This window comes from Rubricoccus marinus (assembly GCF_002257665.1).
In the GTDB taxonomy this organism is placed as follows: domain Bacteria; phylum Bacteroidota; class Rhodothermia; order Rhodothermales; family Rubricoccaceae; genus Rubricoccus; species Rubricoccus marinus.
This window is the reverse complement of sequence record NZ_MQWB01000001.1, coordinates 2551403-2566836: the sequence shown is the minus strand read 5'-3', so window position 1 is coordinate 2566836 and position 15434 is coordinate 2551403. Positions and strand designations below refer to the sequence as shown.

13 protein-coding genes are annotated in these 15434 nt (G+C 67.8%); 9 read left to right on the top strand and 4 right to left on the bottom strand.

Going from position 1 to position 15434, the window contains the following annotated elements; genetic code table 11:
* Positions 1-690: DUF4230 domain-containing protein (locus BSZ36_RS19420; RefSeq protein WP_094548842.1), on the bottom strand; the 690-nt coding region annotated here is incomplete at its 3' end.
* Entirely contained in the window at positions 683-1672 is a 990-nt protein-coding gene (locus BSZ36_RS10910) for an EamA family transporter (protein WP_094548840.1), read from the bottom strand. The genes BSZ36_RS10910 and BSZ36_RS19420, both read right to left, overlap by 8 nt.
* A 183-nt stretch (positions 1673-1855) precedes the next feature.
* On the opposite strand from BSZ36_RS10910, the gene BSZ36_RS10905 reads away from it, so the two are divergent.
* Positions 1856-3751 carry a M1 family metallopeptidase gene (locus BSZ36_RS10905; protein WP_094548838.1) on the top strand — a complete coding sequence of 632 codons (1896 nt, stop codon included), beginning with the start codon at positions 1856-1858 and terminating at the stop codon, positions 3749-3751.
* Positions 3752-3972: 221 nt separating this feature from the next.
* Complete coding sequence (locus BSZ36_RS10900) at positions 3973-5052, top strand: choice-of-anchor B family protein (RefSeq protein WP_094548836.1); 1080 nt, start codon at positions 3973-3975, stop codon at positions 5050-5052.
* Between the two features lie 100 nt (positions 5053-5152).
* Here the strand turns inward: BSZ36_RS10900 and BSZ36_RS10895 are convergent, their stop codons facing one another.
* Positions 5153-6397: a hypothetical protein gene (locus tag BSZ36_RS10895; RefSeq protein WP_094548834.1), complete on the bottom strand. Its 1245-nt coding sequence runs from the start codon at positions 6395-6397 to the stop codon at positions 5153-5155.
* Between the two features lie 229 nt (positions 6398-6626).
* Positions 6627-7028: a biopolymer transporter ExbD gene (locus BSZ36_RS10890; RefSeq protein ID WP_094548832.1), complete on the bottom strand. Its 402-nt coding sequence runs from the start codon at positions 7026-7028 to the stop codon at positions 6627-6629.
* A gap of 141 nt (positions 7029-7169) precedes the next feature.
* Here BSZ36_RS10890 and BSZ36_RS10885 point away from each other — a divergent pair, with 141 nt between their 5' ends.
* The 7 genes from BSZ36_RS10885 to BSZ36_RS10860 all read left to right on the top strand — a co-directional run bounded on the left by BSZ36_RS10885 (position 7170) and on the right by BSZ36_RS10860 (position 15337).
* Positions 7170-7781 carry an RNA polymerase sigma factor gene (locus BSZ36_RS10885; protein ID WP_094548830.1) on the top strand — a complete coding sequence of 204 codons (612 nt, stop codon included), beginning with the start codon at positions 7170-7172 and terminating at the stop codon, positions 7779-7781.
* 213 nt (positions 7782-7994) lie between these two features.
* Entirely contained in the window at positions 7995-8123 is a 129-nt protein-coding gene (locus BSZ36_RS20015) for a hypothetical protein (RefSeq protein WP_281253150.1), read from the top strand.
* A 12-nt stretch (positions 8124-8135) separates the two neighbouring features.
* The gene (gene purB / locus BSZ36_RS10880; RefSeq protein ID WP_094548828.1) at positions 8136-9434 is read left to right on the top strand and encodes an adenylosuccinate lyase; all 1299 of its coding nucleotides are present in this window, start codon (positions 8136-8138) and stop codon (positions 9432-9434) included.
* Between the two features lie 361 nt (positions 9435-9795).
* Positions 9796-10980: a T9SS type A sorting domain-containing protein gene (locus BSZ36_RS10875; protein WP_179271143.1), complete on the top strand. Its 1185-nt coding sequence runs from the start codon at positions 9796-9798 to the stop codon at positions 10978-10980.
* Positions 10981-11133: 153 nt separating this feature from the next.
* Positions 11134-13440 carry a S9 family peptidase gene (locus tag BSZ36_RS10870; protein WP_094548824.1) on the top strand — a complete coding sequence of 769 codons (2307 nt, stop codon included), beginning with the start codon at positions 11134-11136 and terminating at the stop codon, positions 13438-13440.
* Between the two features lie 405 nt (positions 13441-13845).
* Positions 13846-14634 carry a T9SS type A sorting domain-containing protein gene (locus tag BSZ36_RS10865; protein WP_179271142.1) on the top strand — a complete coding sequence of 263 codons (789 nt, stop codon included), beginning with the start codon at positions 13846-13848 and terminating at the stop codon, positions 14632-14634.
* A 325-nt stretch (positions 14635-14959) separates the two neighbouring features.
* Positions 14960-15337 (top strand): NADH-quinone oxidoreductase subunit A, encoded by a 378-nt coding sequence (locus BSZ36_RS10860; RefSeq protein WP_094548820.1) that lies wholly within the window; start codon positions 14960-14962, stop codon positions 15335-15337.
* The last annotated feature ends 97 nt before the right edge of the window (positions 15338-15434 follow it).

Sequence of the window (15434 nt, the reverse complement as noted above, 5' to 3'; positions counted from 1 at the left end):
GAACGTGGGGCGCTCCAGCCCCAGCGCCGCCAGAGGCCCGGAAAGCTGCGCCACGACCGCCTCGGCGGTGTTGCGCGACGGCTGCACGTTGTCGCGGAGGTGCGTCTCGCCCTGCTCGCGAAGTGTGGGGCGGAGGCGCCCGAGTGCCGAGCGCAGCGCCTCGCGTTCGGCGTCCCGGCTGGGCTTGACCCACCCGCCCGTTTCGGCGCGGATCCCGGCTTGCTCCAAGATGGGCTCGACGGAGAACACCGAGAGGGCCGGAAGCTGGACCTGCACGATGGGCTCGCCGCTCTCGGATTCGAGCAGGCGCACGTCGCTGGCCGTGATCTCGCGTGTGTCGATGCCGTACGCGATGCGCCCCGGGACACGGACTTCCACCTCGCCGCGGCCCAACTCCAGGTTGAGAAAGCCCGGCAGCAGCGTCGTCGCGGACCGCGTGGACGTCGTCACCGCCGAGCGCAGCGTGCCCGTTACCAGGAAGGCCTCTGGCGACTCGCTCTGGATCGTGCTGATAACCGTCGTCTGCACGTCGGTCTCGGTAAAGGCCGGGATGATCGCGCGGGCCACGAACGGCGCGACGAGCAGCGCCACGATGGCGAGGACCGCCAGCGCCAGAGGCAGCACCCAGCGGCGTGGGACGTGGAAGCGGTCGGGGCGGGGATCGGGCCGGCCGGGAGGGGAATCAGTCATCGCCAGAGGGTACGGACGCGATGGAACGCGGCGGCTCCGTCGTTTCGTCCGCCTCTGGCGTCTGTCCCAGCGTGAGGCACGCCAGCGCGACGATGGCGAGGCCCAAGCCGACGAGGTTGGCGCGGCTCAGGCGCTCTTTCCAGATCACCCACCCCAGCAGCGCCGCGCCCAGCACGATGGCGACGCTGTTGGCCGGAAATACGACCGGCCCACTCAGGACGGCCACGGCGCGCAAGAGGAAGTCCGCCGACGCGTAGTTGATGATCCCCAACCCGACGCCCCAGACAAGGGCGCCACCGCGCGGCCACCGGCCCGTTCGCACGCCAGAGGCCACCACGGCCACCGCACCGACGACGAACGCGACGCCGAAGACGAACAGGAGGAACAGCGACTTGTCGACCGTGGCGGCGAAGCCTTCGTCGAAGGCCTTCATGAGGGTATCCACGAGCCCGCCGGAGAGGAAAAGCAGCCCGAGCACGAGCGCGGTCTTGCCGCCAGAGGCCGCCTCTGGCGCAGCGGGCTCGTGCGCCGCGTCGAGCGCTGCGGGGCCGCGCACGGCCTCGGGCGCGGCGTCCTGCGGTGCCGGGCGCGAGACGAGCACGAACGCGCCGCCCGCCAGCACGAGGCCGACGAACTGCAGCGCGGCGGGCATCTCGCCCCAGATCACCCACGAGGCCAGGACCGGGATCACGACCGAAAGCCGCATCACGCCTGCCGCCAGGCCCATCCCGGCCAGCCGGATCGCGAGAGAGAACAGCCAGAAGCCCACGATGAACAGCACGCCCTGGCCCACGCCGAGCGCGACGAGCCCCGGCGTGATGGTCTCGGCCTGCCCTGGGTCCTGCAGCGCGATCGCGAGAAGCGCTCCTGCGGCGTAGTTGACGGTCAAGAGCGCCGTTCGGTCGTACTCGCGCCGTTCGGCGAGTTTGAAGACCATGGCGATGCCGAGGCTGCAGGCGACGGCGAGAGCGAGAAAGAGCACGGGGTTCGGGTCAGGCGGCGCGCAAGGTGCGCGGTGCCGGCGCCAGAGGCAAGGCAAGACGCCACGAAAGCGGACCCGCCCCGCAGTGCCGGAGGCCACGCGATTTCGCCCGCCTCCCGCGTTCCCGCACCAGTCCGGTGCCTCTGGCGCCCTGTACCTTGCCCCGTCCTCACCCGCACGCCCGTGATCGCCCGACTCTCCCTTTTCGCCCTCCTCGTTACGCTCGCCGCCTGCCGCACCGGCGGGGACGAGGCTGCGCCCGCGGCCTCTGGCGAGGCCGCCGAGCAGGCGCCGCTCCCCACAGACGTCCACTCGTACGCGAAGCCTGAGGAGGCGCGCGTCACGCACGTCGCGCTGGACCTCGACGCTGATTTCGACCTCAAAGAACTGAGCGGCATGGCCACGCTCACGTTTGAGGCCGCCGAGGGCGCCGAGGAGATCGTGCTCGACGTGCGGGACTTGACCATCGAAGGCGTGATGGACGCCTCTGGCGACTCGCTCGCCTACGAGGTCGGAGAGTCCGACCCGCTTCTCGGCGCGCCGCTCACCGTCCAGATTCCCGAGAGCGGCGAGACCATCACGGTCCGCTACCGCACCTCGCCAGAGGCCGCCGCCGTGCAGTGGCTCCGCCCGGAGCAGACCGCCAGCGGCCAGCCGTTCCTGTTCACGCAGGGCCAGGCCATCCTCACGCGCACGTGGGTGCCCACGCAGGACAGCCCCGGCATCCGGCAGACCTACGAGGCCGAGATCACGGTCCCCGAATCCCTCACCGCCGTCATGAGCGCCGAGGGCAACGGCGACGATCCCGTGGCCTCTGGCGAGGGCGCGCGGACGTTCGGCTTTGAACTGGACAAGGCCGTGCCGCCGTACCTCATCGCGCTCGCGATTGGAGACTTGGAGTTCCGCGAGATCGGCGAGCGGACCGGCGTGTGGGCGGAGCCGACCGTCGTGGAGTCCGCCGCGAGCGAGTTCGTGGACGTGGACGCGATGATGGACGCCGCCGAGGAGCTGTACGGACCGTACCGCTGGGGCCGCTACGACGTCCTCGTGCTCCCCGCGAGCTTCCCCTTCGGCGGCATGGAGAACCCGCTGCTGACCTTTGCCACGCCGACGATCCTCGCGGGCGACCGCTCGCTCGTCAGCCTCGTCGCGCACGAGCTCGCGCACTCGTGGAGTGGCAACCTCGTCACCAACGCCACCTGGGACGACTTCTGGATCAACGAGGGCTTTACCTCCTACTTCGAGAACCGCATCATGGAGGAGGTCTCCGGCCCGGAGTACGCGCAGATGCTCGAAAGCCTCTCGCGCACCGGGCTCGACGAGGAGATCACCGGCCTTGACGAGGCCGATCAGCACCTTCGCCTCAACCTCGTCGGCCGTGACCCCGACGATGGCATGAACGCCATCGCCTACGACAAGGGCGCGCTGTTCCTCCGCACGATGGAGGAGGCCGCCGGCCGCGAGGCGTTCGACGCGTGGTTGCGCGGCTACTTCGACCGCCATGCCTTCCAGCCCATGACGACGGACCGGCTTCTGGCGGACCTCGACGCCAACCTCTTCAAGGGCAACCCCGCCCTGCGCGACGAGGTCAACCCGGAGGCGTGGATCGACGGACCGGGCCTTCCCGCCAACGCGCCGCGCGTAGAGTCGGCCGCGTTCGCTCGCGCCGAGGCGCAGGCGGAGGCGTTCGCCAGCGGGACGGCTCCGGGCGAGCTGGAGACCGAGGGCTGGAGCACGCACGAGTGGCTGCACTTTATGCAGTCGCTTCCGGGCGAGTTGAAGCCCGTCCAACTCGCCAACCTGGATGAGGCGTTCGGCTTCAGCGATACGGGCAACAGCGAGATCCGCTTCGCGTGGCTCAAGACCGCCATCGCGAACGAATACGACCCGGCGGTGCCATCTCTGGAGCTGTTCCTCACCTCCCAGGGCCGCCGCAAGTTCGTCCTCCCGCTCTTCCGCGATCTCGCCGCGAGCGAGTGGGGCAAGCCCATCGCGGACCGCATCTACCGCGCCGCGCGTCCGGGCTACCACTTCATCACGTCCGACAGCGTGGACGACGTGCTGGGCGTGAACGCGTAGCCTCTGACGCGCCTCTGGCGCCAGAAGCGCCCTGTTGAATCCGCGAGGCCTCTGGCGAACCCCGCCAGAGGCCTCGTCTGTTTGCACCCGCTGCGCGAATGGCAGCTCGGTCCGTAGAGTCTTGAGGGCATCGCGGGACGCCCTTGAGTGCCGTTTGCGCAGACGCGATCGCCGCTGGCGCCAGAGGCCGTACCATCCGGCACGTCACCCACGCCGCCGCTATGCATCGCCTCCTCGCCCTCGCCATTTGCCTCGCGCCTCTGGCGGGAAGTGCCCAGAGCCTCGAACTGATCGGGACGGTCGATCTGCCGGCGATCGTGAACAGCGAGATCGAGACGGGCGGCTCCGACGTGTGGGGCTACGTGGCCGGCGACGGGGCGGAGTACGCCATCATGGGCGATCTGGAGGGCGTCTCCATCGTGGCCGTGCCTTCGCTGGAGATCGTGGCGCAGATCCCGGGGCCGACGGAGCGGGCGCGCTGGTTCTGGCGCGACATCAAGACCTACGGCGGCTTCGCATACGTCGTCACTGAAGCGTACGGACGGAGCGAGGGCCTACAGGTCATCGACCTCCGCGGGTTGCCGCACCGCGCGGAGGAAGTGGCCGTCGTGCGCGGGCCAGACGACGCGCTCGTGTCCTCACACAACCTGTCGATCGACACCGTGACGGGGCACGCCTACGTGCTCAACTCGGACGGCTCCACGATCCACGTTTTGGACCTCGCGAACCCCGCTGCGCCCGCTTTCGTCGGCAGCGTGGAGGTGCCGGACGTGCACGACATCTACGCCAGAGGCGACACGCTCTATGTCGCCGAAGGCCGCACGCCGTCGTTCTCCGTCTGGGACATGACGGACAAGGCCGCGCCCGCCCTCAAGGGCCGCGTGGTGGTCCCGGCGGCGGGCTACGTCCACAACATCTGGCCGACCGACGACGGCCGCCACGTGGTCACGACCGAGGAGACGGCGGAAAAGACGCTCAAGGTGTGGAACGTGGAGGACCTGGACAACCCGACGCTCGTGGGGGAGTGGCTGGGCGCCAACCGCATCGCGCACAACGCGCTCGTGCGGGGCCGCTACGCCTTCGTCTCGCACTACACCGCCGGCATGTACGTGCTGGATCTCCTAGACCCAGCCTCGCCCACTGTTGTCGCGCACCACGACACCTACCCGCGCCACGACGACGTGACGATGGACGGCAACTGGGGCGCCACGCTGCCCTCCGCCAGCGGCTACGTCTACGCCAGCGACGGCACGGGGCAGTTGACGGTTCTCAAGTGGTCGCCAACGGCCCAGAACCTCTAGAGGAGGCCTCTGGCGTAACCCAGACCGGCCGAGCAAAACGGTAGGCGCGACCGAAACCGTCGCCAGAGGCCACCTCGATGGCGGCCTCTGGCGGAAAGGCTCAATACAGGCTTACAAGCGCGAAGGCCTCGATGGCGAGGCTGGCGTCCGCCCCGAAGGCCGTCCGGGCGCCGCTCTCGACTGCGCTGAAGTACGAGACCGTTGCGGTCCCGATCGTCGCGCCCGAGGGGGAGGCAGCGAGTGCCGTGTTGAACGTTGCTCGCGCGGCGGAGGACGCCTGCGCGGCGGCGCTGAGTTGCGCGGCCGAGAGGTTGGTCTCCTGCGCGAGCTCCGCGCGGACAACAGCGGCGTACGTGCTTTCCACCTGGTTCTGCGCGTTGTCGTTGCCCGCAGATTCCAGCGACGCGATCAGGTTGGCTCGGGCCTGCGCCAGCGCCGTGAGCCGCGCGTTGGATGCGCCTCTGGCGCGGAACGCGGCCTCCACGGCCAGGGCCGTCGTGCGTGCCGTTGCGATGCGAGCACGGCGGCGCATGGAGAGGCGGGCCTGTGCAGAGAGGTTGTTGCTAAAGCGGATAAGCGCCTTGGTCCGAGCCTGGGACGCCCTGGCCCTGGCGTTCAGCGTCACGCTGGTCTGGGCGAACGCGTCCTCGTAGTCGGTCTCGAAGCGCGAGAACGCCTGCGCGCGGGCGCTCGAGCTCGAGGACGCGGCAAGCGCTACGCGGAACGTGGCTGCGTTCTCACGGCGCGTGGTCTCAACCTCCTCAGCCTCGGATGACGACGCGCCAGAGGCCGACGCCTCAGCCGCGAGCGCGGCGTCGATCGAGGCGGCCACATCGGCAGCGGTCGTGGCGGCGGCGCGAATGTCGGCCGCGACGTCGGCGGTGACGAACAGGATGACGTCCGCAGCGTCGGCTGCGCTTTCGCGAGCACGGACGGCCACGAACACGTCGGCTTCGGCGCTGGTTTCGGCCGTCATCGGCGGGGCCATGACCTGCGCGCCAGAGGCCGCGCCGGCTTCGAGGAGCGCGCGCGCGGCGAAGCTCTGGCGCGTGGCCGCGATGACCGTAGCGTCCGCGGTGGCGTCTGTCGTGAGCGTGTATTGACCGCTCGCGTTGGTCGTGGCAGAACCTGAGAGGGCAGAAAGCGAGCCTCTGGCGGAGACCCGAGAAGCGGTAACGGTGGCGCCCTCGACGGGAGCCGACGACGCGCTCGATGTAAGGGAAGAGGCGCTCTCGTCCGTGACGGACCCCGTGACGGTGACCATTGCGTCGGTTCCGTCCTGGCCGGTATCACAGGCGCTTAAAAGGGTGAGCGCGAACGCGAGAGAAAAGAGTCGGGACAGCATGGCAAGTGAGGGTGGTGGGAGCAAACGCACGCCCGGAGTGCGCGGCGCGAAGGTCGCGCCGGATGGGCGGGTCTGCTTCAGCACCGAGAACCCGCCGTAGGGCTCTATCCCCTGCCTCGCAACGTTTTGGCCTCTGGCGACAGCAGCCACCGGGCCGAAGGTATAGAGTTTGTCCTACAGGCCTCGTGCGTCTCCGTGGGTGCCTTGGCCCCTTGGTCGGCCGGAGGGTCTATTCCGCCGGCTGCGGCAGCGAGAGCCGGGGCGTGGCCCCTATGTCCCGGTGTCCCTGCAGCACGGCGTCCAGCGCGCCGACGTAGGCCGCGTATGGTGCCAGGCGGTGGGATTTTACCTCGACCGGCCCGCCGCCTGCGGCGAACGTCGACACGCGCTCGCGCACGGCCTCTGGCGCCAGAGGTTCGCCCTCGACCGCCATCTCGCCAGAGGCGGAGATCTGGACGTGGAGGATCTCGCGCACGCCCTCGCGCTGCTCGGTCAGCGGCGGCAGATCGGTGCGGAGGCCGATGTCCTCGCGGAAGGCGGTCACGACGAGAAAGAACACGAGCAGGAGGAACGCCACGTCGGACATGGACGCGGTGGGGATGGAGGGCATCGTGCGGGAGCGGGAAGACATGGCGCCGGCGGGTGGTGAGTTCCGGAGACCGCCAGAGGCGCGGCGCGTTGCTGGTGGTGATGGTGGCACGCTAGAGGGCGAGCACCCGCGAGCGCGCCACGGTAGCTTGCGCGCGTCCGTCTTCGCCTCTGGCGTCAGCCCATGTCTCAGCCGTCGTCCGCTCCTCCGTCCGCCTCTAGCGAAGAGGACCGCGTGTACGTGACGCAGGCGCTCGCGGGAGACCAGAGCGCCTACGGCGCGCTGATGACGAAGTACCAGCAGCCGCTGCAGCGCCACGTCGCCAAGATGGTCCGCGACTCGGCCATTGTGGAGGACCTGGTGCAGGAGGCGTTCGTCAAGGCGTTCAAGGCGCTGGAGCGCTACGCGCCGGAGTACGCCTTCTCGACGTGGCTCTACCGGATCACGACGAACCACACGATCGACCACATCCGACGCAAGAAGCTCAAGACCGTCTCCATCGACAAGCCCGTGCAGACGCGCGACGGCGAGATGCAGATGGAGCTTCCCGACACGACGTACCGGCCCGACCGGCATCTCGTGATGGACCAGCGCAACGAGATCATCGCGGCCGCCATCGCGGACCTCCCGCCGAAGTATCACCGCGTGATCGTGATGCGGCACCAAGAGGAAAAGAGCTACGAGGAGATCGCGGTCGAACTCGACCTCCCACTCGGGACCGTCAAGGCGCACATCTTCCGCGCCCGCGCGCTGCTCAACAAGTACCTCCGAGACCGGCGAAGCGAGTTGATGTAGAGGGATGAGGGATGAGGGATGAGGGATGAGGGATGAGGGATGAGGGATGAGGGATGAGGGATGAGGAGGGGCGCCGCCCGATTTGTTCCGCCAGAGGCCTCCCGTTCTGCCTCTGGCGCCGCGCGCGGTCTCCTGTAGGCGTATCGCATACGCCCTCCCCTCAGCCAAGCGCGACGCCTGGCCTCTGGCGCCAGAACCACACTTGAGCCAGCGATGCCGTCTTCGCCCAGCGTTCCCCGCCAGAGGCCTCTGGCGTCGGCAGATTGGGAGGGTCCTCTGGCGCCCTCGGAGTCCGAGGTAGGCGCCGGCGAGCGCATCTTCTGCCAGTCCCCCAGTCCCTAACACCTCGTCCCCATGATCGCCCGCTACACCCGCCCCGAGATGGGCGCCATCTGGACCGAAGAGGCGCAGTTCCAGGCCTGGCTTGATGTCGAGCTCGCCGCCGCCTGGGCGTGGGCCAAGGCGACGGACCTGATCCCGATGGCCGACGTGGACAAGCTCTACGCCGGTGCGGGCTTCGACGTCAACCGCATCCACGAGATCGAGAAGGACACGCGGCACGACGTGGTGGCGTTTACGCGTGCCGTGAGCGAGACGCTGGGTGATGAGAAAAAGTGGGTGCACTACGGCCTCACCTCGACGGACGTGGTGGACACCGCGCAGTCTGTCCGCCTCTTGCGCGCAAACAAGATTCTGCGCCAGGGGCTCGTGCGGCTGGGCGAGGTGCTGGGTGCGAAGGCACGCGAGCACAAGCACACGCTCTGCGTCGGCCGCACGCACGGCGTCCACGCTGAGCCGACGACCTTCGGGCTCAAGATGGCCCGCTTCTACGACGCCGTGCAGCGCGACCTAGAGCGCTTCGACGCCGCGGCTGAGGCCGTCCGCGTCGGCAAGCTCTCGGGCGCCGTCGGGACGTTTGCGCACATCCCGCCAGAGGTGGAGCGGCTGACGTGCGAGAAGCTGGGGCTCCGCGCCGCGCCGGTCTCCACCCAGGTGCTCCCGCGCGACCTGCACGCGCAGTACCTCGGCGCGCTCGCGCTGATCGGCGCCAACATCGAGACCATCGCCGTCGAGATCCGGCACTTGCAGCGCAGCGAAGTGCTGGAAGCCGAGGAATCGTTCGGCAGCGGCCAGAAGGGGAGCAGCGCGATGCCGCACAAGCGCAACCCCATCGGCAGCGAGAACCTGACCGGCATGGCGCGCCTCTTGCGCGGCTACATGGTGGCGGCCTACGAAGACGTGGCACTTTGGCACGAGCGCGACATCAGCCACTCGTCCGTCGAGCGCGTGATCCTGCCCGACGCGACGATCGCGCTGGACTACTCGCTGGCGCGCATGGCGCGCATCATCGAGAACCTGACGGTCAACCCGGACCGGATGGCGGAAAACCTGGACCGCACCTACGGGCTCGTCTACTCGCAGCGTCTGCTCCTCAAGCTGATCGAGACCGGTCTCTCGCGCGAGGCGGCCTACGACACCGTGCAGCCTCTGGCGATGGAGGCGTGGCGCGAGCGGCGCTCGTTCCGCGAGATTATCGACGGCGCGCCCGGGATTACGGCGCACCTCTCGCCAGAGGCCATCGCGGACGCCTTCGACCCGGCCTACCAGATCCGGAACGCGGACGCCATCTTCGAGCGCGTGGGGCTGGGCTGATCCGCCAGAGGCCTCTTGCGGTTGTCTCTCTCTATGTTTGTAGGCACTTATTACATGTGCACCCGCGCTCATGCTCGTTCGCTACGCTCTCGCCGCTGCACTCGCTCTGTCTCTCCCTGGCACGGTCTCGGCGCAGACTGGATCTACAGAGAGTGGGCGGGAGGAAACAGTACAACTCTCGCCCACTACGGTAGAACGCAACGGATTTGGCCATAATGTCGCCCTCTCGGATGACCGCGCGGTGGTCAGCGCGCGGAACGGGGCTCTGCACATCTTCGACCGGAGCGGGGAGACGTGGGAGGAAACCCGAGTTGAACTGCCTGGCGCTCCATCCGTCAACTTCTTTGGCCGTCCTGTTGCCGTGGAAGGAGATCGGGCGTTGGTCGGAAATCCGGGGGAGTCGTGCGACGCGGGAGGAAACTGCGGCGCGGCGTACGTTCTCGACTATGACGGCGCCTCGTGGAATGCGACGCGGCTTCTGCCTACCGATCAGAACTGGGACAACCACTTCGGGCAGTCGGTGGCCCTTTCGGGGGACCGCGTTCTGATCGGCGCCAGAGGCGAACGGTGTGGAGACGGGACCGAATGCGGAGCGGCCTACGTGTTCGACTTCGACGGCTCCACCTGGCAAGGCACGAAGGTCGTACCCATAGACCGAGGCGTCGACTTCAGGGTGGGCCACGCTGTCGCGTTGGAGGGAGACCGCGCGGTGGTGGGCTCGGGCCAGTCAGCGTACGTATTCGACTTCGACGGTGAGGATTGGCTTGAGGCGACCCGGTTCACAGTGGCCGATGCGAGCGGTGTGCAATTCGGGTACGCCGTTGCTCTGTCGGGGAGCCGAGTCCTCGTCGGTGCCGACCGTGAGGACTGTGACGTGAGTCTCTGGTGTGGGGCGGTGTACGTCTACGACCACAGCGACACCGGATGGATCGAGACGAAGCTCGAGGCTTCAGACATGGTCCCAGATTGGGGCGGGCGCTTCGGATATTCCGTAGCACTGGAAGGTGACCGAGCGCTCGTAGGAGCGCTTTCCGGCCAGTGCTCCACGGGCACGTGCGGAGCCGCATACGCCTACGACCTCGAAGGCGGCCTCTGGCGCGAGACCCGACTCGTCGCCTCGGACGAAAAACACGGAGATCGCTTCGGTCGTAGCGTCGCCCTTTCCGGGTCGTGCGCGCTCGTCGGAGCGTACGGGGTAGGGTGCGCTCAGGGAAACGGATGCGGTGCTGCGTACCTGTACGACTTCACGCAGGAGGTCACCGCCTTTGGCGCCACGTCGCCAGAGGCTCTGTCTTTGCTCGCGCCAATGCCCAACCCCGCTTCTGGTGCGGTAACGCTGAACTACACCCTCCCTGCTCCTGGCGAGGCTTCGCTCGTGATCTACGACGCGCTCGGGCGCGAGGTCGCTGTCGCTGCTCTGGGCTTGCACACGGCCGGTGCTCACACGGCGCAGTTCGACGCTCGCAGTCTCACGCCGGGCGTGTACATGGCTCGGCTGGCCTCTGGCGGCGCGACAAGCGTGCAGCGGTTCACGGTCTCGCGATAACGCCTCTAGCGCCAGAGGCCTTGGGAAAGACACGCGCGGGCAACTCGGCCTCGCCCGGTGCCCGGCAGGCGCAGGGGGCGGCCGGCTCGCCGCCAGAGGCGCGGGCTCTCCCTCCCGGGCGGCTACATTCAGGGCTTCACCGCCCCCGACGTGATGACCGCCCCCCGCCTCGCCCGCTTCGTTTTCGCCGCCCTGTTCGTGGCCTCTGGCGCGTTCGCTCAGGAACGCCCTCGCGTTACCGCCGAGGACTACGCCCAGGCCGAGCGCTTCCTCTATTCTGGTACCAACGGCTTGGTGACCGGCGGGAGCGTGAGCCCCACGTGGCAGGACGACGGTCGGTTCACCTACAAGGCGGAAACGGCCTCCGGCGCCGAGTTCGTCGTCGTGGATCCCGCCCGAGGCACGCGCGAGGTCGCCTTCGATCCCGAGACGATGGCGCGCGCGCTCTCCGCCGCCAGAGGCGAGGCCATCGAGGCCAGCGCGCTCCCGTTCTCCTCGTTCTGGGTGATGGACGACGGCATCGGCGTCGACATCGGCGACACCCACTACGTCTGCGACCTGGACGCGGAATCCTGCGACGCCAGAGGCGACCGCCGCGAGCCCGACGCGCGCGCCGAGATGATGCGCCGCTTCTCGCGGACCGAGGTGTACTCGCCTGACGGCTCGCGCGCCGCCTTTATCCGCAACTGGAACCTCTGGGTGCGCGACGTGGCCTCTGGCGAGGAAACGCAACTCACGACCGACGGCGTCGAGAACTACGGCTACGCGACTGACAACGCCGGCTGGCGCAAAAGTGACCGGCCCGTTCTCAAGTGGTCGCTGGACGGCCGCATGATCGCGACGCAGCAGCAGGACGAGCGCGAGGTGGGGGAGATGTACCTCGTAGAAACGACCGTCGGCACGCCGGTCCTGCAGCAGTGGAAGTACCCGCTGCCCGGCGATAGCGCCGTCGCCATGCTCCGCCGCGTCGTGATCGACGTGGACGCGCAGCGCGTGACGCCTCTGGCGCTGCCGATGGAGTACCACCGCGCCACGCTGGGCGACGATCTGAGCATGGACGACTACCACTGGAGCCCGGACGGGACCGAACTCGCCCTCGCATCCACGCCCCGCGATCACAAGTCCGTCACCATCCGCCTCGCCGACGCCCGCACCGGCGCCGTGCGCGACATCTTGACCGAGAGCGAGGAGACGCACTTCGAGTCCGTCACCGGCTGGCACGTGCTCTGGGACACCCGCGAGATCGTCTGGAACTCCCAGCGTGACGACTGGAGCAACCTCTACCTCTACGACCTCGACACCGGCGCGCTCAAAAACCGCATCACCTCGGGCGAAGGCCCCGTCAGCCGCATCCTCCGTATCGACGAGGACACGCGCACCGTCTGGTACGAGGCGATGGGTCGCGAGCCTGGCCAAGACCCGTACTTCCGCCACGCCTACCGCGCGAGCCTGGACGGCGGCGAGCAGGTCTCGCTGACGCCAGAGGCGGGCGACCACTCGGTTCAGATCGCCGCCTCTGGCGCGTATCTCGTGGACACGTACTCCAGCGCCGACACGCCTCCAGTCGTCGAACTGCGCGACCGCGACGGCCGGCTCGTGATGGAGCTGGAGACGACCGACATCTCGGCGCTCGAAGCGCACGGCTGGAAGCCACCGATGCGCGTCCAGATGACCGGCCCAGACGGGGAAACGCAGCTCTACGGTCTCCTCTTCCGCCCGACCGACTTCGACCCCAACGCCAAATACCCGATCATCAACCAGGCCTATCCCGGCCCGCAGAGCGGGAGCATCGGTAGCCGCTCGTTCCGCGCTTCGTGGGGAGACCGGCAGGCGCTTGCCGAACTCGGCTTCGTCGTCGTCAGCATTGATGGCATGGGCACGCCTGGCCGATCCAAGTCTTTCCACGACGCCTACTATGGCGCGATGGGCCGTGACAACACGCTCCCCAGCCAGGTCGCGGGCATGCAGGATCTCGCGCGGCAATTCCCGTGGATCGACATCGACCGCGTCGGCATCTGGGGCCACTCCGGCGGCGGCTTTATCGCCGCGGGCGCCCTGTTCCGCTACCCGGACTTCTTTGATGTCGGCATCTCGGAGTCTGGCAACCACGACCAGCGCAACTACGAGGACGACTGGGGCGAGCGCTACCAGGGCCTCCTCGTCCGCGACGGCGACACGGACAACTACGCGCCAGAGGCCAACCAGGACCTCGCGGCCAACCTCAAAGGCAAACTCCTCCTCGCGCATGGCATGCTCGACGACAACGTGCCGCCGTACAACACGCTTCTCGTGGTTCAAGCGCTGATCGACGCGAACAAGGACTTCGACCTCATCATGTTCCCCAACGCTCGCCACGGGTTCGGCCGCGCGTCGAACTATATGACACGCCGCCGGTGGGACTACTTCGTGGAGCACCTTCTCGGCGCCGAGCCTCCGGAGAACTACGTGATCGGGGAGTAGCCTCTGGCGAAAACGAGGGGCTGCGACGGGCTCCTCCTCCCTCGCGCATATTTATCGCGGCGCGCACGCCCTTGGAAGGGGAAGGCTTGGGGCCATGGGGAAGTGCCTGAAGAAGGAGGAGTGCTTCTCCTTCGCAGAACCTTGATGTATCCTCGCGAAAGTGGCGACTGTCACAAGTTTCCCCATCCACACCACTTTCTAAGGAGTATGAAGTATCGTTACACGCCTGTGCTTCTAGCACTTATGGTCGGCGGGCCTGCTTTCTCGCAGAGCGTTGCGCCCTCAGGGAGCGCTGCAAAGGGAGAGGCACGCGTAGCGTCTCTCGTCGGAACGCCTCGTATCGGCGCACATGCGAACCTTGGCAGCCCGCTTGCGGACTGCGCTGCCGGCGCTCAGGTCGCAAACGTGGTAGGAACCTCCGCGTACGGGAACGGAGACACCGCAACAAGCACGGGGACGGCTCAGGAGCTCGGCCAGAGCTTCACCGCGACGTGCGACGGTGAGTTCATCGACATCGATCTAGCGATCGCCAACAACTTCGGGACTCCCTCCAACGCAGGCACTGAGGTGCCGATCACGCTGAGCGTGTTCGAAGGGGAGGGGACTGGCGGTACGGAGCTCTTCACCGGCGACTTCAACGTCACGCTTCCGGCCGATGGCCTCTTCGCGACGTTTACGTTCCCCCTCGGAGGGTTCGACGTGGCGGAGGGCACCCTCTACACGGTCTTCGTTGACGCCACGGGAGACAACTTTACCATCGTCGGCAACGCGTCTACGGCTCCAAACCCGTACACAAGCGGGCAGGCTGTGATTTCAACCTCTGGCGGACCCATCGGAGCAGGCCCTCTGTCCAACCCGTTCTTGGACCTCCGCTTTACGGCCCGCTTCGGGGCGCCCTCCGAGACATCAATCGAAGAGGCCATCGCCCGCGGCGGTGCGTTTTCGCCCGCCTACCCCAACCCGGTTCGTGGGGTTGGGCGCGTAGAGCTCACCCTGGAGCAGGCGCAGGACGTGACAGTCGAGCTGTTCGACGCGCTCGGCCGCAAGGTCGCGGTCCTCTTCGATGGTCCAATGGCTGGTGTGCAGGCGATGCCGCTCGAGTTCGACGCGAGCGCGCTCGCGCCGGGCACCTACCTCATTCGCGCCTCTGGCGACGGCCTCGCAGCGTCGCAGCGGGTATCTGTGATTCGGTAGAGGGCGTTCAAAGCCGTGACTGAAGGGCGCCGTAGTACGAACTGCGGCGCCCTTCGTGTCTCTATGTGCGGCGGTGTGCGAGGACCCGCGCGCCATTTCGGAGAGGGGTATACAGTGAACGGCCCCGCCGGCGCTTTCGCTTCACACCGCTGAGCCGGGCGCGGGTGCCCGCAAGAGGCCGGAGGTGTGAGAGCCTCTGCTACGGGCCGGAAGCGGACGCGCAGCGTGCCCGAGTAGAGAGGCGTATGTGAAGGGGGCGTTTCATCGCATCCTCGCTCGGCGCGCGCGTACTTTCCGAGCCCCCTCTGCACGCGTCTACGCCGCGATGATCACTGACTTCGTCCCGCTCTTCATCATGATCCTGCTGGCCCTCGGGCTGGCGTTCACGCTCCTGAAAGCGGGGCAGTATCTCGGGCCGTACAAGCCCGGGAAGATCAAGGGCAGCGCCTACGAGAGCGGCATGGACCCGGTCGGTACCGCTCGCGAGCGGTACTCGGTCAAGTTCTACCTCGTCGCGATGATCTTTATCGTGTTCGACGTCGAACTCGTGTTCCTGTACCCCTGGGCGGTCTCCTTCGGGGAGTTCCTCCGAGCAGGAGGACCGGCGGTTCTCGGCTCGCTCGCCGTAGTCGGCGTGTTCATGTTCATCCTCGTCGTGGGCCTGATCTACGACATCAAGAAGGGCGGGTTGGACTGGGACTGAGCCGCCAGAGGCTCTGGTTTTCAGTCCTGAGTGAAAACAGCCTCTGGCGCCCGAACCTCGGCGCCGTAGGGCCGTTCTCCCCACCACGCACACCCCA

Coding starts and splice junctions, on each gene's coding strand:
- BSZ36_RS10900 (WP_094548836.1), top strand. CDS start 3,973: ATGCATCGCCTCCTCGCCCTCGCCATTTGCCTCGCGCCTCTGGCGGGA.
- BSZ36_RS10895 (WP_094548834.1), bottom strand. CDS start 6,397: ATGCTGTCCCGACTCTTTTCTCTCGCGTTCGCGCTCACCCTTTTAAGC.
- BSZ36_RS10890 (WP_094548832.1), bottom strand. CDS start 7,028: ATGTCTTCCCGCTCCCGCACGATGCCCTCCATCCCCACCGCGTCCATG.
- BSZ36_RS10885 (WP_094548830.1), top strand. CDS start 7,170: ATGTCTCAGCCGTCGTCCGCTCCTCCGTCCGCCTCTAGCGAAGAGGAC.
- BSZ36_RS20015 (WP_281253150.1), top strand. CDS start 7,995: ATGCCGTCTTCGCCCAGCGTTCCCCGCCAGAGGCCTCTGGCGTCGGCA.
- purB (WP_094548828.1), top strand. CDS start 8,136: ATGATCGCCCGCTACACCCGCCCCGAGATGGGCGCCATCTGGACCGAA.
- BSZ36_RS10870 (WP_094548824.1), top strand. CDS start 11,134: ATGACCGCCCCCCGCCTCGCCCGCTTCGTTTTCGCCGCCCTGTTCGTG.
- BSZ36_RS10860 (WP_094548820.1), top strand. CDS start 14,960: ATGATCACTGACTTCGTCCCGCTCTTCATCATGATCCTGCTGGCCCTC.